General features: G+C 72.0%; 18 protein-coding genes and 4 tRNA genes. 14 read left to right on the forward strand and 8 right to left on the reverse strand.

From position 1 onward, the window contains the following. Positions 1–50: 50 nt before the first annotated feature. The 3 genes from ACIQIB_RS28265 to ACIQIB_RS28275 form a co-directional block, all read right to left on the reverse strand. The gene (locus ACIQIB_RS28265; RefSeq protein ID WP_400658640.1) at positions 51–476 is read right to left on the reverse strand and encodes a DUF742 domain-containing protein; all 426 of its coding nucleotides are present in this window, start codon (positions 474–476) and stop codon (positions 51–53) included. A gap of 151 nt (positions 477–627) precedes the next feature. Next, the gene (locus ACIQIB_RS28270; RefSeq protein ID WP_030057391.1) at positions 628–1,041 is read right to left on the reverse strand and encodes a roadblock/LC7 domain-containing protein; all 414 of its coding nucleotides are present in this window, start codon (positions 1,039–1,041) and stop codon (positions 628–630) included. A gap of 10 nt (positions 1,042–1,051) precedes the next feature. Further along, complete coding sequence (locus ACIQIB_RS28275) at positions 1,052–4,909, reverse strand: nitrate- and nitrite sensing domain-containing protein (protein WP_400761474.1); 3,858 nt, start codon at positions 4,907–4,909, stop codon at positions 1,052–1,054. Positions 4,910–5,478: 569 nt separating this feature from the next. Here ACIQIB_RS28275 and ACIQIB_RS28280 point away from each other — a divergent pair. From ACIQIB_RS28280 to ACIQIB_RS28310, 7 genes are all read left to right on the forward strand, one after another. After that, positions 5,479–5,703, forward strand: coding sequence for a hypothetical protein (locus ACIQIB_RS28280; protein ID WP_400761476.1), 225 nt, complete (start codon positions 5,479–5,481; stop codon positions 5,701–5,703). A 245-nt stretch (positions 5,704–5,948) separates the two neighbouring features. Next, positions 5,949–6,749 (forward strand): fumarylacetoacetate hydrolase family protein, encoded by an 801-nt coding sequence (locus ACIQIB_RS28285; RefSeq protein WP_363608860.1) that lies wholly within the window; start codon positions 5,949–5,951, stop codon positions 6,747–6,749. Beyond that, entirely contained in the window at positions 6,742–8,241 is a 1,500-nt protein-coding gene (gltX, locus tag ACIQIB_RS28290; RefSeq protein WP_400761479.1) for a glutamate--tRNA ligase, read from the forward strand. Before ACIQIB_RS28285 ends, gltX begins: the two co-directional genes overlap by 8 nt. A 213-nt stretch (positions 8,242–8,454) precedes the next feature. After that, positions 8,455–8,526: transfer RNA gene (locus ACIQIB_RS28295), tRNA-Gln, on the forward strand. A 51-nt stretch (positions 8,527–8,577) separates the two neighbouring features. Continuing rightward, positions 8,578–8,650, forward strand: a tRNA-Glu gene (locus ACIQIB_RS28300). A gap of 27 nt (positions 8,651–8,677) precedes the next feature. Next, positions 8,678–8,753: transfer RNA gene (locus ACIQIB_RS28305), tRNA-Glu, on the forward strand. 44 nt (positions 8,754–8,797) lie between these two features. Further along, positions 8,798–8,872 (forward strand) — tRNA-Gln (locus ACIQIB_RS28310). A 165-nt stretch (positions 8,873–9,037) separates the two neighbouring features. On the opposite strand, the gene ndgR is transcribed toward ACIQIB_RS28310, so the two are convergent. Next, a complete protein-coding gene (gene ndgR / locus ACIQIB_RS28315) occupies positions 9,038–9,751 on the reverse strand; it encodes an IclR family transcriptional regulator NdgR (RefSeq protein ID WP_148642806.1) in 714 nt (237 codons plus the stop codon). A gap of 231 nt (positions 9,752–9,982) precedes the next feature. On the opposite strand from ndgR, the gene leuC reads away from it, so the two are divergent. From leuC to ACIQIB_RS28335, 4 genes are all read left to right on the forward strand, one after another. After that, on the forward strand, positions 9,983–11,404 hold the full coding sequence (leuC, locus tag ACIQIB_RS28320; RefSeq protein WP_363608864.1) for a 3-isopropylmalate dehydratase large subunit: 1,422 nt from the start codon (positions 9,983–9,985) through the stop codon (positions 11,402–11,404). A gap of 5 nt (positions 11,405–11,409) precedes the next feature. Further along, on the forward strand, positions 11,410–12,006 hold the full coding sequence (gene leuD / locus ACIQIB_RS28325; protein WP_363608866.1) for a 3-isopropylmalate dehydratase small subunit: 597 nt from the start codon (positions 11,410–11,412) through the stop codon (positions 12,004–12,006). A gap of 341 nt (positions 12,007–12,347) precedes the next feature. Further along, positions 12,348–12,536, forward strand: coding sequence for a hypothetical protein (locus tag ACIQIB_RS28330; protein ID WP_363608995.1), 189 nt, complete (start codon positions 12,348–12,350; stop codon positions 12,534–12,536). Between the two features lie 133 nt (positions 12,537–12,669). Continuing rightward, positions 12,670–13,407, forward strand: a complete 738-nt coding sequence (locus ACIQIB_RS28335; protein ID WP_363608868.1) for an HU family DNA-binding protein — start codon at positions 12,670–12,672, stop codon at positions 13,405–13,407. Positions 13,408–13,576: 169 nt separating this feature from the next. Here ACIQIB_RS28335 and ACIQIB_RS28340 read toward each other — a convergent pair whose 3' ends face one another. Both ACIQIB_RS28340 and cofC read right to left on the reverse strand, forming a co-directional pair. Beyond that, positions 13,577–13,798 (reverse strand): hypothetical protein, encoded by a 222-nt coding sequence (locus ACIQIB_RS28340; RefSeq protein ID WP_363608870.1) that lies wholly within the window; start codon positions 13,796–13,798, stop codon positions 13,577–13,579. A gap of 86 nt (positions 13,799–13,884) precedes the next feature. Next, the gene (gene cofC, locus ACIQIB_RS28345) at positions 13,885–14,568 is read right to left on the reverse strand and encodes a 2-phospho-L-lactate guanylyltransferase (protein ID WP_363608872.1); all 684 of its coding nucleotides are present in this window, start codon (positions 14,566–14,568) and stop codon (positions 13,885–13,887) included. Between the two features lie 229 nt (positions 14,569–14,797). Here cofC and ACIQIB_RS28350 point away from each other — a divergent pair, with 229 nt between their 5' ends. The 3 genes from ACIQIB_RS28350 to ACIQIB_RS28360 all read left to right on the forward strand — a co-directional run bounded on the left by ACIQIB_RS28350 (position 14,798) and on the right by ACIQIB_RS28360 (position 17,892). Next, positions 14,798–15,628, forward strand: coding sequence for a lysophospholipid acyltransferase family protein (locus tag ACIQIB_RS28350; RefSeq protein WP_363608874.1), 831 nt, complete (start codon positions 14,798–14,800; stop codon positions 15,626–15,628). Then, a complete protein-coding gene (locus tag ACIQIB_RS28355; protein ID WP_363608876.1) occupies positions 15,625–16,626 on the forward strand; it encodes an NAD(P)H-dependent glycerol-3-phosphate dehydrogenase in 1,002 nt (333 codons plus the stop codon). The genes ACIQIB_RS28350 and ACIQIB_RS28355 overlap by 4 nt, the downstream gene beginning before the upstream one ends. Before the next feature lie 123 nt (positions 16,627–16,749). Further along, positions 16,750–17,892: a D-alanine--D-alanine ligase family protein gene (locus ACIQIB_RS28360; protein ID WP_363608878.1), complete on the forward strand. Its 1,143-nt coding sequence runs from the start codon at positions 16,750–16,752 to the stop codon at positions 17,890–17,892. A 77-nt stretch (positions 17,893–17,969) separates the two neighbouring features. Here ACIQIB_RS28360 and ACIQIB_RS28365 read toward each other — a convergent pair whose 3' ends face one another. Together ACIQIB_RS28365 and ACIQIB_RS28370 are read right to left on the reverse strand one after the other, a co-directional pair. Beyond that, positions 17,970–18,482 carry a DUF3515 family protein gene (locus ACIQIB_RS28365; RefSeq protein ID WP_400761482.1) on the reverse strand — a complete coding sequence of 171 codons (513 nt, stop codon included), beginning with the start codon at positions 18,480–18,482 and terminating at the stop codon, positions 17,970–17,972. A gap of 19 nt (positions 18,483–18,501) precedes the next feature. Then, on the reverse strand, positions 18,502–18,735 hold the full coding sequence (locus ACIQIB_RS28370; protein WP_400658652.1) for an Lrp/AsnC family transcriptional regulator: 234 nt from the start codon (positions 18,733–18,735) through the stop codon (positions 18,502–18,504). Between the last annotated feature and the right edge of the window lie 5 nt (positions 18,736–18,740).

Genomic DNA, 18,740 nt, shown 5'->3' on the forward strand with positions numbered 1-18,740 from the left:
CGGCGACGACGATCTTCGCGGAGGTGGTGGCGCGGGTGGGGGCGGCCGCGTTAGAGCTTGCGAAGTCCACTGAGGACCCTTTCGAGCAGCGTGACATCGGGCGTTCCGCCCGACTCGCCCGCGGCGGCGGGCTGGTGGATGGCGACGAGGCCGGCCTCGGCCAGGTCGGCCACGAGGATGCGGGCCACACCGAGTGGCACGCCGGCCAGTGCGGAGATCTCCGCGATGGACTTGACCTCACGGCAGAGGCTGACGATCCGGGTGTGCTCCGGCAGCAGGCCGCCGGTCCGGTCGGCCGAGGCGGTGGTCGAGATCAGCGCCTCGATGGCGAGCTGGTACCGGGGCCTGGTACGGCCTCCGGTCATCGCGTACGGGCGGACCAGCGGCTGCTGCTCGTAGCCGTCGGACTGCTGCCCGCCGTAGCCGCTGCCGTACCCACTGCCGTACGAGCCGGCGGGTGTCGAAGGCGGGGTCATGGGTCCTCCTTGTGCTGCAGCCTTGGGCAGCCGGTTCCAGCTGGGGCGGTGCCAGCCGAGGCGAAATCAGCTGCCTGAGGGTAGCTGAGGGTGAGACGCCGGGCCTGGTCGGGTCAGACCCGGCGGGGAGGTGGGACGGGGGGATGTCCGCTCAGTGCAAAAGACTGCCCTGAAGCTCTGCGCGGAGTGCGGGGGTGAGGACGGCGCCGGCCCGGTCGACGAGCAGGGCCATTTCGTATCCGACGAGGCCGATGTCGGAGTCGGGGGAGGCGAGTACGGCGAGGGCGGAGCCGTCGCTGACCGCCATGAGGAAGAGGAATCCGCGTTCCATCTCGACGACGGTCTGGTTGACCTCGCCGCCCTCGAAGATCCGGCTGGCGCCGGAGGTGAGGGAGGTGAGGCCGGAGGCGACGGCGGCGAGCTGGTCGGCGCGGTCGCGGGGGAATCCCTCGGACATGCACAGCAGGAGGCCGTCCGCGGAGACCACCACCGTGTGCGACACCCCGGGGGTGTTGTCCACGAAATTGGTGATCAGCCAGTTCAGGTTCTGTGCGGCCTGGCTCATCTGATTCAACTCAACGCTCCTGATGATCTGCGCCGTTGCCGTCTTCCCGGCCTCCGAAACCGTCGAAGCCGGGCTGCTGGACACCATGGTTGAAGCCCGCCGGGTTGCCCTGGCCGGCCTGTTCCGCACCGGCCCGGCGGCCCTGCTGGATGCCGCGCCGCAGGTTGGTCAGCCGGCCGCGCACCTCCTCGGGGGCGCGGGAGACCTGCGGACCGGTCAGCGGGGACGCCTCGGCGGTGCCGGAGACCAGGTTGGCCTGCGGGGTCCGCCGGGGGAGGCCGGACATGGTGACGCCACTGGTGGAGGGCTCGCGGACCTGCTCGGCCCGGCGCCAGCGCTCGTCGTTCGCGGACGGGCGCCACGGGGCGTCGTCCGGACCGGCCGGCTGGCCCGGCTGCGGCTGCGGCTGCTGAGCCTGTTCGGCCTGCTGGGCCTGCTGGGCCGGAGCCTGCTGGGCCTGGGCCTGCTGACCCGGTGCCGGCTCCTGGAAGCCCGGCGCGGTCGTCCCGGGCCGGCGCGGCTGGTACGAGCGGGCCCGGCCGTCCTCGCGGGCCCACGACTGCCCGTCCTGCCCGAAGTCCGGCAGACCGCCCTGGGCACCGCCCTCGGACGGGCCGGTCGGCAGCGCCATCGGCTCCTGGCGGAACTGCTCCTGCCGGACCGGCTCGGGCCGCGCCTGCTCCTGGCGGACCGGCTCCGGACGGGGCGGGGTCGGCACGTTCGGCAGCACCGGCTCGACCAGGCCGAGGCCCAGCGGGTCACGCGGGTCGATCTCGCTGGCCTCGAAGCGCGGCCGGGCGAACTGCGCGGTGCTCTCCATCGACGACGGCTCGGCCGACGGCAGCGGCTGGGCCTGCTGCGGCGGCTGCGGCTGGAACTGCTGCGGCGGGAGCTGCGGCTGCTGGGCGCGCTGCGGCGCCTCCGGGCCGGGGCCGGGACGCTGCGGCCGGCGCGGCCCCTGCGGAGCCTGGCCGCCCGGGGCACCCGGTCCCTGCGGAGCCTGCCCCGGCTGGCGGCGCTGCGGCAGCCCGTCCTGCGGGCGGTTGCCCGGACGGGCCCCCTGGCCCTGCGGCCCGCCGGGTCCACCCGGACGGCCCGGCTGGTCGGCCCAGCCGTGCTGCGGCTGCTCGGCGGTCCGGGCACCGGGCCCGCCGTCGAACTCGGCGCGCGGACGCTCCTGGCCGGGGCGGCCGCCGTCGGCGGGCCGGCCCTGAGCGGGCTGCGGCCGGCCGGGCTGCTGGCCGCCGCGGCGCGGCAGACCGCCCGGGCCGCCCTGCGGCGGGCCCTGCCAGCCCGGGCCCTGCGGGGGCAGACCGCCCTGCTGGTTCGGTGCCGGCTGGCCCTGCGGCTGCTTGCCCTGCGGCTGCTGGCCCTCGCGAAGCGACTGGCCGGCCTGCCGGGTCGGCAGACCGCCACCGTTGCGGCCGCCCTGCCCGGGCCGGCCACCCGGGCCGGCGGGCGCACCCGGCGCACCCGGGCCCGCCTGGCCGCCGGGGCCGCCCTGGCCGAGCTGCGGACGGCCCTGCGGGGCACCGCCCGCCGGGCCCTGGCCGAGCGCGGCCGGGCCGCCGTTCGGGCCGCCGTTGGGGTTGCCGGGCATCTGGCGCTGCTGACGCGGCGTCGGGGCGGCCCCGCGCTGCTGCTTGGCCTGCGCGGAGCCGGGCCGGCCGGCGCCGCGGCGGTCGGCCGAGTTGGTGACGTCCACCGGGAGCATGACCAGCGCGGTGGTGCCGCCGGAGTCGCTGGGGCGCAGCTGGATCCGGATGCCGTGACGCAGCGACAGGCGGCCGACCACGAACAGGCCCATGCGACGGGAGACCGAGACGTCCACGGTCGGCGGGCTGGCCAGCCGCTCGTTGATGTCGGCGAGGTCGTCGGGGCTCAGGCCGATGCCGGTGTCGTGGATCTCGACCAGCACCCGGCCGTCCGGCAGGGCGTGGCCGGTGACCCGGACCCGGGTCTGCGGGCTGGAGAACGAGGTGGCGTTCTCCAGCAGCTCGGCGAGCAGGTGGACGAGGTCGTTGACGACGCGGCCGGCGACCTCGGCCGACGGCACCGTGGCGAGCTCGATGCGTTCGTACTGCTCCACCTCGGAGGCGGCGGCGCGGAGCACGTCGACCAGCGGGACCGGGCGGGTCCAGCGGCGGCCCGGGTCCTCACCGGCGAGGACGAGGAGGTTTTCGCCGTTGCGGCGCATACGGGTCGCGAGGTGGTCCAGCTTGAAGAGGTTGGCCAACTGGTCCGGGTCGGCCTCGCGGCTCTCCAGCTCGGAGATGAGCGACAGCTGGCGCTGGATGAGGCCCTGGCTGCGGCGCGAGAGGTTGGTGAACATCGCGTTGATGTTGCCGCGCAGGAGGGCCTGCTCGGCGGCGAGGCGGACGGCCTCGCTGTGCACCATGTCGAAGGCGTGCGCCACGTGGCCGATCTCGTCGGCGGAGTCGACGCCGACGGGCTCGACGGTGACGTCGACGTCGTGCGGGTCGCTCTCGGAGAGCGTCTTGACCAGCTCGGGCAGCCGCCGCTCGGCGACGTCCTCGGCCGCGGCCTGCAGCCTGGTCAGCGAGCGCACCATCGAGCGGGCGATCAGACCGGCGCCACCGAGGGCGACGAGCAGCACCAGGGCGACGGCGGCACCGATGATCAGGGCCTCGGTGTCGGCGGCGGACTGGAGGTCCTGGGCCTTGCCGTCCAGGTCCTCGATCAGCTTGCTCTCGATCCGCCGCTCGGCGGTGATCTTGGCGCTGGCCTTCTCATACCAGTCCTTGTAGGAGACCGGGTCGGTCTGCTGGATACCGCTCTGCTGGAGGATCGAGCGCGCGTAGCGGTCGGCGTCGGCGACCACCGAGTTGTAGCTGAGCTGGCCGCGCAGGTTGTCCAGGTCGTGCGAGGTGTAGATGTTGTTGAAGCTGGTGAGCGCGTTGTCGTAGGAGGCGCGCAGGCGGATACCGAAGGACTCGTCGCTCAGGCTGAGGTTCGGGGCCTTCGGGTTGGCGAGCGCGGCGCTGATCAGGGCGCGCTGCTGCGAGGTGGTGTTCTTGGCCAGCGAGAACTGCTGGAGGGCGCGGGTGGCGCGGACCAGGTCCTTGTTGTTGGAGCCGAGCGCGATGTCCTGGGTGATCGACAGCAGGTCGCGGATGATCACGTCGTAGGCCGTGATCGTCGACTGGATGTTCTGGTTGTTCTGGTACGGCGTGTTGCGCGCGTCCGAGATCGAGTTCAGGTCCTTGCGGATCTGGAAGAGCAGCGCCTTGCCGCCGGAGAGTTCCAGGTTCTCGAACTTCTCCGAGGAGGCGGTGAAGGTGCGGCTCAGATCGTCGGTCTTCTTGCGGGCGGCGACGATGTCGTCGTCGAGCGGGGCGGCCGGGTCGTGGGTGATCGGCCCGGCGCTGATGTCCCGCTCGTTCTGCAGGGCGTCGGCGAGGTTGGTCGCCTTCTTGGCCAGATCGGAGAGGTTGGCCATCTGGGCGAGCTGCTGCGAGGCCTCGAGCGAGGTCTGGATGCGCAGGCCACCGAGGACGAGGGCGACGAGCACGGGCAGGGCGAGCAGGGCGATCAGGCGGGTACGGATCCGCCAGTTGCGCAGCGCCAGCCGGCTCATGCCCTTGGCGCGCCGGCGGGTGAGGGTCTTGCGGAGCTTGTCCCGGGTCGACTTCCGGTCCTGCTGCCCGTCGTCCTCCTGCCGGCCGGAGTCGGGGCCACCGGAGCCAGGGTGGCCGGAGTCGGGGCCACCGGGGCCGGGCCGGCCGGGCGCCTCGAGGGCCGGTTCGGCCGGGCCGCCGGGCGCTACCGCCTGCTGGGGGCCTGCTGTGGGCTCACGCGACTCCGGGTCACCCGCGGCGCCGCTACCCCTTTTGAAACGTCCCTGCACTGGCGTCGCAACCTCTGGACCGGGCGTCCCGCCGCGTCGCCGCAGCCTGGACGGTGTGGAGTTTCCATCCGCACCCCGGCCGGTCCGGGAGAGCGGGTCGCCGGGGTGGACTGCTCCCTACCCACGGTCCGTGGCATTCCAGCACAGCGGCGGAATCCCAACAAGGGCCGACAGGGCACCCCGCGTGGCGCTACCGAACGCGCGCATGACTTCACTGACTGTGTGCCAACCGGACCGGAATACCGCCTTTTTCGGACACTCGCCGGATACATGCCAACCTGACCCGAGATCAACAAGAGTCACAGAGCTTCCCGAATGCCCGTTATTTCCGGTATGTCGGCAAAATCTGATGCAGCGATATGTCGGATATAAGAGAATTGCTCTTCAATTTGTGAGCAAAATCACAGGTGAATGTGTAGCTTTGGTCACGGTGGCTGTGGAAAGAGATCCGTAATCTGGCTGCATCCGGAGCACGGCCCCGATCAGCCTGCCCAGAATCCCCCGAATCACTCAGGCCGGCGTCGATTCCCCGTGGACGCGCCGGGCCGCGACCCCGAGGTGCTGACGCGATGTCCCAGGCGAAGAAGGCCGCCACCAAGTCCACGCTGTCCTGCCGCTCCACGGCGAACCCGCGCCGGACCACGCTGGCCTCGGTCGAGGACTTCAGCAAGATCCCCGGCGCCCGCCGGGCGGAGCAGGTCGTCGTCTACTCCACCGAGCTGCCGGCCAGCACGGCCAACCCGCGCCGCACCACGCTGATGGTCGCGCCGGTGGCCGCCGTCCCGCAGGACTGACCGGACCCGCTTCGCCGAAGGGCGTCGCGGCCGCACCCCACCGTGCGGCCGAGGCGCCCTTCGGCGTCCCCGGGCAGGCCCGGCGCGGGCCGGACGCAACCGCGCTGAACAGGGGCAAAGCGGTCAGCCGGGGGCTCACGCGATAGCCTGGACGACGATTGAGCGGGGCCGGGCCCAACGGGCGCGGCGCCCACCAGCGCCCGGGCGCGCCCCGGGCGGCCGACGAAGCGAGGGGTAGCCCAGCCGTGCGCATTGCCAGGTTTTCCGTCCGGGAGGGGAGCCCTGCCGCCGGCAGCGTCTCCTTCGGCGTGGTCGAGGGCGACCCCGCCCAGCCCGAGTCACTGGTCGTCCACGCCCTGGCCGGCCACCCCTTCGGGCAGCCCCAGCCGACCGGCGAGAGCTACCGCTTCCAGGACGTGCGGCTGCTCAGCCCGATGCTGCCCAACAAGATCATCGCGGTCGGCCGCAACTACGCGGCGCACGCGGCCGAACTCGGCAACGACGTCCCGGACGTCCCGCTCACCTTCTTCAAGCCGTCCACCTCGGTGATCGGCCCGACCGAGTCGATCGCCTACCCGCCGTTCTCCTCGGACGTCCACTACGAGGCCGAACTGGCCGTGGTGATCGGCCGGATGTGCCGCGAGGTCCCGCTGGACCGGGTGCCCGAGGTGATCCTCGGCTACACCTGCGCCAACGACGTCACGGCGCGGGACGTCCAGCAGCGCGAGGGCCAGTGGGCCCGCGCCAAGGGCTTCGACACCGCCTGCCCGCTCGGCCCGTGGATCGAGACCGACCTCGACCCGGCCGACCTCGCCATCACCTGCACGGTCAACGGCGAGCCGCGGCAGACCGGCCGCACCTCCCTGATGGTCCGCTCGGTCGCCGAGCTGATCGTCCACATCTCCGAGGCCATGACGCTGCTGCCCGGCGACGTCATCCTCACCGGTACACCCGCTGGGGTGGGCCCCCTCAACGTCGGCGACCAGGTCGCCGTCTCCATCGAAGGCATCGGCACTCTCACCAACAAGGTGATCAAGCGTGGCTAACACCGACCCCACCGTCCGGGTCCGTTTCTGTCCGTCCCCGACCGGGAACCCGCACGTGGGCCTGGTCCGTACCGCCCTCTTCAACTGGGCCTTCGCCCGCCACAACGGCGGCACGCTGGTCTTCCGGATCGAGGACACCGACTCCGCCCGCGACTCCGAGGAGTCGTACAACCAGCTGCTCGACGCCATGCGGTGGCTCGGCTTCGACTGGGACGAGGGCCCGGGGACCGGCGGCCCGCACGAGCCGTACCGGCAGTCGCAGCGGATGGACATCTACGCCGACGTCGCCCGCCGCCTGCACGAGGCCGGCCACGCCTACTACTGCTACTGCAGCACCGAGGAGCTGGACGCCCGCCGCGAGGCCGCCCGCGCGGCCGGCCGGCCCTCCGGCTACGACGGCCACTGCCGGGACCTGACGGACGATCAGATCGCCGTCTACAAGCTGGAGAAGCGCGAGCCCATCCTGCGCTTCCGGATGCCCGACACCACCATCAGCTTCGACGACCTGGTGCGCGGCACGCTCACCTTCGAGCCGGAGAACGTGCCGGACTACGGGATCGTCCGGGCCAACGGCGCGCCGCTCTACACCCTGGTCAACCCGGTGGACGACGCGCTGATGAACATCACCCATGTGCTGCGCGGCGAGGACCTGCTCTCCTCGACCCCCCGCCAGATCGCGCTGTACGCGGCGCTCGCCGAGATCGGTGTCGGCGACGGCAGCACCCCGCGCTTCGGCCACCTGCCGTACGTGATGGGCGAGGGCAACAAGAAGCTCTCCAAGCGGGACCCGCAGGCCTCGCTCAACCTGTACCGCGAGCGCGGCTTCATCCGTGAGGGCCTGCTCAACTACCTGTCCCTGCTGGGCTGGTCGCTCTCCGCGGACGACGACATCTTCAGCGTGGAGCAGCTGGTCGAGGCGTTCGACATCGCGGACGTCAACGCCAACCCGGCCCGCTTCGACCTGAAGAAGTGCGAGCACGTCAACGCCGAGCACCTGCGCCGGCTGGCCCCGGAGGACTTCGTCCGCCGGCTGGTGCCGTACCTGCAGGCCCCCGGCCTGCTCCCGGCCGAGCCGACCGCCGCGCAGCTGGAGCTGCTGGCCAAGGTGGCACCGCTCACCCAGGAGCGGATGGTCGTGCTGAGCGAGATCGTCAACATGGCGGGCTTCCTCTTCGTCGACCCGGCCGACTTCACGCTCGACCCGGACGACGCGGCCAAGGTGCTCACCGCGGACGCCCGCCCGGTGCTGGAGGCCAGCATCAAGGCACTGGAGGCGCTGGAGGACTTCTCCCCGGAGCCGATCCAGGCGGCGCTGCGCGAGGCGCTGGTGGAGGGGCTGGGCATCAAGCCCAAGTTCGCCTTCACGCCGCTGCGGGTGGCCGTCACGGGCCGGCGGGTCTCCCCGCCGCTGTTCGAGTCGATGGAGCTGCTCGGGCGCCCCGAGACGCTGCGTCGGCTGACCGCCGCCCTGGCGGCCGTTCCGGCCGCCTGAGGCAGCCTCCGAGCAGGTCGCGGGCCCGGCTTCAGGCCGGGCCCGCGGCGTTCCCGGCCCGGCCTGCGGTTATCGATTTTGGAGCCGCGCCCGGCATCGGGTAATGTTCTTTCTGCGCCGCCCGGGAGGGAACGGCGAGGGACCAGAAACCTCGTCAGGACCAAGCAGGCGGAGCAGCGCCGAGCAAGACCCCGTCAGGGGGTTGAACTCCGGTGGGGTATGGTGTAATTGGCAGCACGAGTGATTCTGGTTCATTTAGTCTAGGTTCGAGTCCTGGTACCCCAGCGCAGTACCCTTGCAGTAACCGCAGTGCCCAGCAGTACCGAAGCAGTACAAGCCCCCGTTGTGTAGCGGCCTAGCACGCTGCCCTCTCACGGCAGTAGCGCCGGTTCGAATCCGGTCGGGGGTACTGATCCCGCAAGGGATCGCCAAGAAAGCCCCCGTTGTGTAGCGGCCTAGCACGCTGCCCTCTCACGGCAGTAGCGCCGGTTCGAATCCGGTCGGGGGTACCAGAGCAGGAAGGCCGGTGGGCTCGCCCATCGGCTGAATGCTTTGTTGGGGTATGGTGTAATTGGCAGCACGAGTGATTCTGGTTCATTTAGTCTAGGTTCGAGTCCTGGTACCCCAGCCAGAAATAAAAGCCCCGGAGATCCGGGGCTTTTGCGTTTTCCGGAGCGGCCTTCCCCGGTGGCTTTCCCGGGGCGCCCCGACCCCGGGTGACTTTCCCGGGCGCAGCGGAAAAGGGCCCGTACCGGAGTTTCCGGTGCGGGCCCTTTCCGTTGTCCGCCGGTGCCGCTCAGCCGCGGCGGAGTGCCTCGGTGAGGCGGTTGGCGGCCTCGATGATGGCCTGGGCGTGCAGCCGGCCCGGGTGGCGGGTCAGGCGCTCGATCGGGCCGGAGACGGAGACGGCGGCCACCACGCGGTTGGAGGGGCCGCGGACGGGCGCGGAGACGGACGCCACGCCCGGCTCGCGCTCGCCGATGGACTGGGCCCAGCCGCGGCGCCGGACGCCGCTCAGCGCGGTGGCGGTGAAACGGGCGCCCTGGAGGCCGCGGTGGAGCCGCTCGGGCTCCTCCCAGGCCAGCAGGACCTGGGCGGCCGAGCCGGCCTTCATCGGCAGGGTGCTGCCGACCGGGACGGTGTCCCGCAGACCGGAGAGCCGCTCGGCGGCGGCTACGCAGATCCGCATCTCGCCCTGCCGGCGGTAGAGCTGTGCGCTCTCGCCGGTGACGTCGCGCAGGTGGGTCAGGACCGGGCCCGCGGTGGCGAGCAGCCGGTCCTCGCCCGCCGCGGCGGAGAGTTCGGAGAGACGGGGGCCGAGGATGAACCGCCCCTGCATGTCCCTGGTGACCAGACGGTGGTGTTCGAGTGCGACGGCGAGTCTGTGGGCTGTGGGCCGCGCCAGACCGGTGGCGGCGACCAGCCCCGCCAACGTGGCGGGGCCCGACTCCAGTGCGCTCAGCACCAGAGCGGCCTTGTCGAGAACGCCGACGCCGCTAGAGTTGTCCATGCCCTAAGACTGCAGTCTCATTCCGCGAGACGCAAGTTCAATCTTCCGGGAAAAGCGCCACTCTGGAGAGAGCAGCCCGGGAGACGTCCAGGATGCGGCCTCGACAGAGCGTCCGCATGGTGGACACCGATCCGGCGTGCAGGTCGCGCGGCGCAAGCCTCACAGGGCGGCGAAAGCACTGACCTCGACGACACGAGAAGGCCGGCAACGCGGCCGGCTGGAGGGAACCCGATGGGACGGACACTCGCAGAGAAGGTCTGGGACGACCACGTCGTGCGGCGCGCGGAGGGCGAGCCCGACCTGCTCTACATCGACCTGCACCTGCTGCACGAGGTGACCAGCCCGCAGGCCTTCGACGGCCTCCGGCTGGCCGGACGCACGGTCCGCCGCACCGATCTCACGATCGCCACCGAGGACCACAACACCCCGACCCTGGACATCGACAAGCCGATCGCCGACCCGGTCTCCCGGGTACAGCTGGAGACGCTGCGCCGCAACGCCGCCGAGTTCGGGGTGCGGATCCACTCGCTGGGCGACATCGAGCAGGGCGTCGTCCACGTGGTCGGCCCGCAGCTCGGCCTGACCCAGCCCGGCACCACCGTCGTCTGTGGGGACTCTCACACCTCCACCCACGGTGCGTTCGGCGCCCTGGCGTTCGGCATCGGCACCAGCCAGGTCGAGCACGTGCTGGCCACCCAGACCCTCCCGCTGGCGCCGTTCAGGACCATGGCGATCACGGTCGAGGGCGAGCTGCCCGAGGGCGTCACCGCCAAGGACCTGATCCTGGCGATCATCACCAGGATCGGCACCGGCGGCGGTCAGGGCTACGTCCTGGAATACCGCGGCTCGGCCATCCGCGGCCTCTCCATGGAGGCCCGCATGACCATCTGCAACATGTCCATCGAGGCGGGCGCCCGGGCCGGCATGATCGCCCCCGACCAGACCACCTTCGACTACCTGGAAGGCCGTCCGCACGCGCCCAAGGGCGAGGACTGGGACGCCGCGGTCGCGTACTGGAAGACCCTGGCCACCGACGAGGACGCGGTCTTCGACCACGAGATCTTCATCGACGCCACCGAGCTGACCCCGTTCGTCACCTGGGGCACCAACCCGGGCCAGGGCGCGCCGCTCGGCTCCGCCGTGCCCGACCCGGCGTCCTTCGCCGACCCGCAGGAGCGGACCGCCGCCGAGAACGCCCTGGCGTACATGGGCCTGGAGGCCGGCACCCCGCTGCGCGAGGTCAAGGTCGACGCCGTCTTCGTCGGCTCCTGCACCAACGGCCGGATCGAGGACCTGCGGGCCGCCGCGGCCATCGTGGAGGGCCGCCGGATCGCCGACGGCGTGCGGATGCTGGTCGTCCCCGGCTCGGTGCGGGTCGCCCTGCAGGCCGTCGAGGAGGGCCTGGACAAGGTGTTCACCGCGGCCGGTGCCGAATGGCGCCACGCGGGCTGCTCGATGTGCCTGGGCATGAACCCCGACCAACTGGCCCCCGGCGAGCGCTGCGCCTCCACCTCGAACCGCAACTTCGAGGGCCGGCAGGGCAAGGGCGGCCGGACCCACCTGGTCTCGCCGCAGGTCGCCGCCGCGACCGCGGTGCTCGGCCGACTGGCCGCACCCGCCGATCTGACCGCCGACGTCGCTGTGGAGGCCTGAGCAGCATGGAGAAGTTCACCACCCACACCGGTTCGGCCGTGCCGCTGCGCCGCAGCAATGTCGACACCGACCAGATCATCCCGGCGCACTGGCTGAAGAAGGTCACCCGTTCCGGTTTTGAGGACGGGCTGTTCGAGGCCTGGCGCAAGGACGAGTCGTTCATCCTCAACCGGCCCGAGCGCCAGGGCGCCACGGTGCTGGTGGCCGGCCCCGAGTTCGGCACCGGATCGTCCCGTGAACACGCCGTCTGGGCACTGCAGAACTACGGTTTCCACGCCGTGATCTCGTCCCGCTTCGCCGATATCTTCCGCGGTAACTCGCTGAAGAACGGCCTGCTCACGGTCGTCCTGCCGCAGGAGACGGTGGAGCGGCTGTGGGCGCTCACCGAGGCCGACCCGACCGCCGAGATCACCGTCGACCTGGAGGCCCGCGAGGTGCGCGCCGAAGGCGTCACGGCCTCGTTCGAGCTGGACGACAATGTCCGTTGGCGGCTGCTGAACGGCCTGGATGACATCAGCATCACACTGCAGAACGAGGCCGACATCGCGGCCTTCGAGGCGACCCGGCCGTCGTTCAAGCCGCGTACTCTGCCGGTTGCCTGAGAGTCCGCTGAGAACAAGCATTCTGACGATCCGCCGGATGGCCCGTCCCCCCTCGGGGGGGCGGGCCATCCGCCGTTCCGAACGAGGAGTTCGGGTCCGCAGCAGCCCCCCGATTGCCGATTTGGGATTGCCGCAGAGGGCCCCGCGCAAGTACAACTGCGGGTAGATGGCACAATCAGTACATGCACCGGCACCATGAACCTCCGTACGCGGGCGGCGAACCCGCGTCACCGGAGTCCACGGGCCGGGGATCCGAACGCCGAATTGACGATCGGCCGGACGCCGCCGCCTCACCTGCTGAGGGGCCGGACGACCCGGAAGTCGCAGCGCTCTACGCGCTTGTGGCCGAGCGGTTGAAGCAAGCTCACGCCCGCGTGCATGCGCTGAACGTGTCTGCCGATGCAAAGACCGCTCTCACCCGTCAACTCCTCATCGTCACCGAGACCGCCAAGCGCGATCTTCCGGGGGCGGCAAGGCGGTTGAGTCGCTTTGTGCAGGACCTCGACGAGGGGCGCCCGCCCGTCGACTGAGGTCGCCGACGCGCAAATCCATTGCGACACTAGGGTGATTCGCGCGTTTGGTAATTGAAAGTCCGCAGATACATACCTAACGTGCGAAATGAACGGATGGAATCATCCGGCGCCCGTTTCCGAAGGGGAAGACGTGAACAAGGCTCAGCTTGTCGAAGCGGTGGCCGAGCAGCTGGGCGGTCGCAAGGCTGCCGCAGAGGCCGTCGACGCAGTGCTCGACACCATGGTGCGTGCCGTTGTGGCGGGTGACCGGGTGTCGGTCACCGGTTTCGGCACCTTTGAGAAGGTGGAGCGCTCCGCGCGCTTCGCCCGCAACCCGCAGACCGGTGAGAAGGTCAAGGTCAAGAAGACCTCGGTGCCCCGCTTCCGTCCGGGCCAGGGCTTCAAGGACCTGGTCAGCGGCGCCAAGAAGCTGCCGAAGGAAGGCCCCTCGGTGAAGAAGGCGCCCAAGGGCTCCCTCACCCCGGGCAAGAGCGGTGTCGCCGCGACGCCGGCCGCCAAGCGCGCCGCCACCAAGCGGGCCGCTGCCGCTGCCGCCGCTCCGGCCGCGACCAAGAAGGCCGCCGCCAAGAAGACGGCCACCACGGCCGCCGCCAAGAAGACCACGGCCGCCGCCAAGAAGGCGACCGCCACGAAGGCGACCGCCACCAAGGCGACTCCCGCCAAGAAGACGGCCACCACGGCCGCCGCCAAGAAGACCTCCGCCGCCGCGACCAAGAAGACGGCCGCTGCCAAGAAGACGGTCACCACCGCCGCCGCGAAGAAGACCACGGCCACCGCCAAGAAGGCGACCGCCACGGCCAAGAAGACGGCTCCGGCGAAGAAGACCACCACCCGCAAGACCACCGCGCGCAAGACCAGCGCGAAGTAGTCGCAGGACGGCCTTCGAGAGCCGTGGCGTACCCCCTCCCGGAATTCCGGGTGGACGGGCCGCCACGGCTCTTCCGTTTTTCCGGGCCCTCAGTCAGCATCCGATGGCGCGCAGTGACCGGCGCGCGGGCGGGAACGGGCGGGAACCAGCGGAAAAAAAGAGGGAGGCGTCAGCCGGCGGCCGGGTCCGGAAAGGTCTGCAGGGTGAGGAAGACCACCCGGCGGGCCTCGCCGGAGCCCTCGGTGCGGATGCGCACCCGCTGGCCGGGGCGCAGCAGCCGGAGGCCGCCGGCGTCGAAGGCGGCCGCGTCGAACGGCACCGGGGTCCCGTCGTCGAGCAGCACGGAGCCGGCCCGGGTGGCGGGGTCGAAGGTGAACGCGGTGGCCTGCATGGAAGCAGCATAGCGAGCGGTACCGACAGGCCGGGGCGGCGTCCGGAGCCCGGCCCGGGGCCGGGAACGCGGTCCGGGGGCGCCGCTCAGGGGCGTCCGAGCCGCACCGCGAGGGCGCCGGTGTGCGGGCCGACACCGAGGGCGAGGGCCTCGGTGAGGTCGGCGCCGGTGTCGACGTCCCGACGGACCGACTCCACGCCCGCGAGCCGCAGTTCGCGGGCGCCGCCGGCCGCGTGCCGGGCCCGGGAGCCGTCGCCGAAGGCGGGGGAGAGCGGGCTGCCGGGGGCGCAGGCGAGCAGCGTGGTGCCCAGCCCGGGGCTGTCGGCCAGGAAGGCGCGCCCGGTCGGCGGGACGGCGCGCAGGACCCGGGCCAGTTCGGCCGGGCGCAGGGCCGGCAGGTCGGCGGAGAGCGCCGCCAGCGGCGCGTGCGGGGCGAGGGCCAGCGCGGCCGACGCACCGTGCGTCAACGCCTGGTTGAGGCCGCCGCCGGGCTCGTCGTCGACGACGACGGCGCCCAGCGCGGCCAGCCGGGCGCCGGCGTCCCGGTCCCGGGTGACCACCAGTACACGGGACACCCCGGAGGTCGCCAGGGCGGCGGCGACGGTGTCGAGGGCGAAGGAGAGTGCCAGGTCCGCCCGGTGCGGCCCGGCGAACGGGGCCAGCCGGGTCTTGGCCAGCGCGAGCGGCTTGAGCGGCAGCACCAGCGACCAGCCGCCGGTGGGTGCGGGGGGCGCGACGGGCCCGCTGGGGCGTACGGTGTCCTGGGTCATCGGCGTCATTGTGACGCCGGTCCAGGAGCTCTCGCCAGGCCGTCCCAGCTGTGCGGACGTGCGTTTGATCACGCCTGCCGGATGTGCTGGCGGGGTTGCTCGACAGGCGGTGAGCGGTCGGGCGAGACTGTTCCGCGCCCGGGTTCCGGGCAGCGGTTCGCCGGTGCGCGGCACCGGAAGGTTATGACTGCGGCACCCCGGGTGCCGCACCGGATGAGGAGGACCTGGGGTGGCCCGCCGCTCGTACGCCGGCTTCGGCAACGCCGATTACGGCATCTGGTACCGCTTCGCGGCCGTGCTGGTGAAGCCGGTGACGACCGCCCTGGTGAAGCCCGACTGGCGGGGCTGGGAGCACCTTCCGGAGAAGGGCGGCTTCATCGCCGCGGTCAACCACAACTCGATCATCGACCCGGTGGTGTACGCGCACTGGCAGTACAACAGCGGGCGCCCGCCGCGCATCCTGGGGAAGTCCTCGCTGTTCTCGGTGCCGTTCATCGGGTTCATGCTGCGCAAGACCGGCCAGATCCCGGTGTTCCGCGAGTCCACCGACGCCGCGGCCGCGTTCCGGGCGGCGATCGACGCGGTCAACAACGGCCAGTGTGTGCAGTTCTACCCGGAGGGCACGCTCACCCGGGATCCGGACCTGTGGCCGATGACCGGCAAGAGCGGGGTGGCCCGCGTCGCGCTGATGACCGGCGCGCCGGTCATCCCGGTGGCGCACTGGGGCGCGCACGAGATCATCCCGCCGTACGGCAGGGGCGGTTCCGGGCGGGGCAGGTTCAACCTGTTCCCGCGCCACAGGGTGACGGTGGCGGCCGGGCCCGCGGTGGACCTGAGCAAGTACCAGGGCCAGGAGCTGACCGCCCAGGTGCTCAGGGACGCCACCGAGGACATCATGGCGGCGATCACCGCCGTGCTGGCCGACATCCGCGGCGAGGAGCCGCCGGCCGAGCGGTACGACATGCGCGCGGCCGCCCGGAGCCGGGCCACCGCCGCGGCGGCCGAGCGGCAACGGGCCGCGGGCACGCGCACGAACGGAACCGAGGAGGCCGGCAAGTGACCCGATGTGCCGTGTTCGGGACGGGTTCCTGGGGGACCGCGTTCGCGATGGTGCTGGCCGACGCCGGCAGCGAGGTGGTGCTCTGGGGGCGCCGCCAGGAGCTGGTGGACGCCATCAACACCACCCGGGTGAACCCGGACTACCTGCCGCAGGTCGAGCTGCCGGCGTCGATCCGGGCCACCACCGACGCCGCCGAGGCGCTGGCCGGCGCGGAGTTCGCGGTGCTCGCGGTGCCCTCGCAGACGCTGCGCGAGAACCTGGCCGCCTGGGCGCCGCTGCTCGGCCCGCGGACCGTGCTGGTCAGCCTGATGAAGGGCATCGAGCTGGGCACGGCGAAGCGGATGAGCGAGGTGATCGCCGAGGTCGCCGGGGTCGGCCCGGAGCGGGTCGCGGTCGTCAGCGGCCCCAACCTGGCGCGGGAGATCGCCAACCGGCAGCCCGCCGCGAGCGTGGTGGCCTGCACCGACGAGTCGGTCGCCAAGCGCCTCCAGGCGGCCTGCCACACCCCGTACTTCCGCCCGTACACCAACAGCGACGTGATCGGCTGCGAGCTGGGCGGCGCGGTGAAGAACGTGATCGGCCTGGCGGTCGGCATGGCCGACGGCATGGGGCTCGGCGACAACACCAAGGCGACGCTGATCACCCGCGGGCTGGCCGAGACCACCCGGCTGGGGCTGGCGCTCGGCGCCGACCCGTACACCTTCGCCGGGCTCGCCGGGATGGGCGACCTGGTGGCGACCTGCTCCTCGCCGCTGTCGCGCAACCACACCTTCGGCACCAACCTCGGCCGGGGCATGTCGCTGGCGGAGACCATCGCCGCCACCCGGCAGACCGCGGAGGGCGTGAAGTCCTGCGAGTCGGTGCTCGACCTGGCCCGGCGCAACGGCGTCGACATGCCGATCGTCGAGGCCGTGGTGGACGTGGTGCACAACGGGCGGCCCACCCAGGAGGCGCTGGCCGCGCTGATGGCGCGGTCGGCCAAGCCGGAACGGCACTGACGGCCCGTCCCCGCGGCCTGTTCCCGCCGTCCGTCCCCACCCCCGTCCCCGGCGCCCGGGCGCCGGGGATTCCGGGGCGGCGCACTTTCCGGAAACCTTTCGCACGGTAGTCTCAAACCCGATATGAGCATCGAACAGACCTCCCCGAATCCGTCCGCGAAGCCGCGCGTAGCGATCGTCTTCGGCGGCCGCAGCTCCGAGCACGCCATCTCGGTCTCCACCGCGGGCAGCGTGCTCAGGGCGATCGACCGCGAGAAGTACGACGTGCTGCCGATCGGCATCACCCACGAGGGCCGCTGGGCGCTGGTCAGCGACGAACCGGCCCGGATGGCGATCACCGACGGCCGTCTGCCGGACGTCGCCCACGTGGCCGAGGCCCTCGACGGCCGGGTCGCGCTGCCGCTCGACCCGGGCAGCCGCGAGGTGGTCTGGAGCGAGCCGGGCTCCGCTCCCAAGGTGCTCGGCGAGGTCGACGTGGTCTTCCCGCTGCTGCACGGCCCCTGGGGGGAGGACGGCACCCTGCAGGGCCTGCTGGAGCTCTCCGGCGTGCCCTACGTCGGCAACGGCGTGCTCGCCAGCGCGGTCGGCATGGACAAGGAGTTCACCAAGCGCGTCCTGGCCTCGCACGGCCTGGGCGTCGGCCGGTACACCGTCGTCCGTCCGCGCGAGTGGGAGAGCGAGGCGGGCCGCGCCGCCGTCCGCGAGCGGGCCGCCGAGCTGGGCCTGCCGCTGTTCGTGAAGCCCTGCCGGGCCGGTTCCAGCATGGGCATCACCAAGGTCAAGGACCTCGCCGACCTCGACGCGGCGATCGAGGAGGCCCGTCGGCACGACCCCAAGCTGATCATCGAGGCGGGTGTCTCCGGCCGCGAGATCGAGTGCGCGGTGCTGGAGTTCGAGGACGGGCCGCGGGCGAGCGTGCCGGCCGAGATCCTGGTCGGCGGCGGCTACGAGTTCTACGACTTCGACGCCAAGTACATCGACTCCTCCGAGGTGCGGATCCCGGCCGGGCTCCCGGAGCCGGAGACCGCCGAGATCCGGCGCCAGGCGGTCGAGGCCTTCGAGGCGCTCGGCTGCGAGGGCCTGGCCCGGGTGGACTTCTTCCTGCTGGACGACGGCAGCTGGATGATCAACGAGATCAACACCATGCCCGGCTTCACCCCGATCTCGGCCTACCCGAAGATGTGGGAGGCCAGCGGGCTGACGTACCCGGAGCTGGTCGACCGGCTGCTCCAGGCGGCGCTGCGCCGTTCGACCGGCCTGCGGTAGCCGGTCCGGACCGGCGACGGACGACGGACGACGGCGGGCCGGGAAGCTCCCGGCCCGCCCTCGCACCTACCGTGTCGCTACGGGATGTTGGCCTTCACCACGTCGGAGAGGGCGGCGGCCGCGTCCAGCGGGTTGGCGGTGACCCCGCCGGGGACGGTCACCTCGACGAAGGCGGCGCGCTGGGTGGCGGTGAACCGGTAGCCGCCGTCGTTCAGCTGCTCCGGCCACCAGGTGACGTCGTTGACCGTGGGGGACATCTCGGCCTGGCGGTCGCCGGTGAGCCCCTCGGGGTGCGGCACGCCGCAGCGCAGCACGGTGCGCGGGCTGGTGTCCCAGGCCGCGACGAACGGTGAGGCGGGGGACGGGTCCCGGCGCTGGTGGCCGAGCAGGGTCGACGGCAGCGCGGCGACCAGCGCGCGGCAGTACTCGGCCTGGCGGCTGGTCGGCGTCGGCGCCTCGATCTTCTCGGGCGCGCTCCAACTGCCGAGCAGCACCACCACGGTGCAGGTCAGCGCGACGGGCACCGCCAGCCACCGGACGGGGGCCGGCAGTGCCGCCAGGACGCGGGGGACACGGAGTTCTCTGGCCACCCGCCGATGGTAGCCGGGCCTACAGATGCACCACCGGACAGGTGAGGGTCCGGGTGATGCCCTCGACCTTCTGGATCTTGGCGACGACGAGCCGGCCGAGGTCGTCGACGGTCTCGGACTCGGCCCGCACGATCACGTCGTAGGGACCGGTCACGTCCTCGGCCTGGATGACACCTGGGATTTCGGAGATGGCCGCGGCCACGGGAGTGGCCTTGCCGACCTCGGTCTGGATCAGGATGTATGCCTGTACCACGGGGA

Source organism: Kitasatospora sp. NPDC092286 (assembly GCF_044755565.1).
Classification (GTDB): Bacteria; Actinomycetota; Actinomycetes; order Streptomycetales; family Streptomycetaceae; genus Kitasatospora.

Coding starts and splice junctions, on each gene's coding strand:
- ACIQIB_RS28280 (WP_400761476.1), top strand. CDS start 5,479: ATGTCCCAGGCGAAGAAGGCCGCCACCAAGTCCACGCTGTCCTGCCGC.
- ACIQIB_RS28340 (WP_363608870.1), bottom strand. CDS start 13,798: ATGCAGGCCACCGCGTTCACCTTCGACCCCGCCACCCGGGCCGGCTCC.
- ACIQIB_RS28270 (WP_030057391.1), bottom strand. CDS start 1,041: ATGAGCCAGGCCGCACAGAACCTGAACTGGCTGATCACCAATTTCGTG.
- ACIQIB_RS28360 (WP_363608878.1), top strand. CDS start 16,750: ATGAGCATCGAACAGACCTCCCCGAATCCGTCCGCGAAGCCGCGCGTA.
- leuD (WP_363608866.1), top strand. CDS start 11,410: ATGGAGAAGTTCACCACCCACACCGGTTCGGCCGTGCCGCTGCGCCGC.
- ndgR (WP_148642806.1), bottom strand. CDS start 9,751: ATGGACAACTCTAGCGGCGTCGGCGTTCTCGACAAGGCCGCTCTGGTG.
- ACIQIB_RS28265 (WP_400658640.1), bottom strand. CDS start 476: ATGACCCCGCCTTCGACACCCGCCGGCTCGTACGGCAGTGGGTACGGC.
- leuC (WP_363608864.1), top strand. CDS start 9,983: ATGGGACGGACACTCGCAGAGAAGGTCTGGGACGACCACGTCGTGCGG.
- cofC (WP_363608872.1), bottom strand. CDS start 14,568: ATGACCCAGGACACCGTACGCCCCAGCGGGCCCGTCGCGCCCCCCGCA.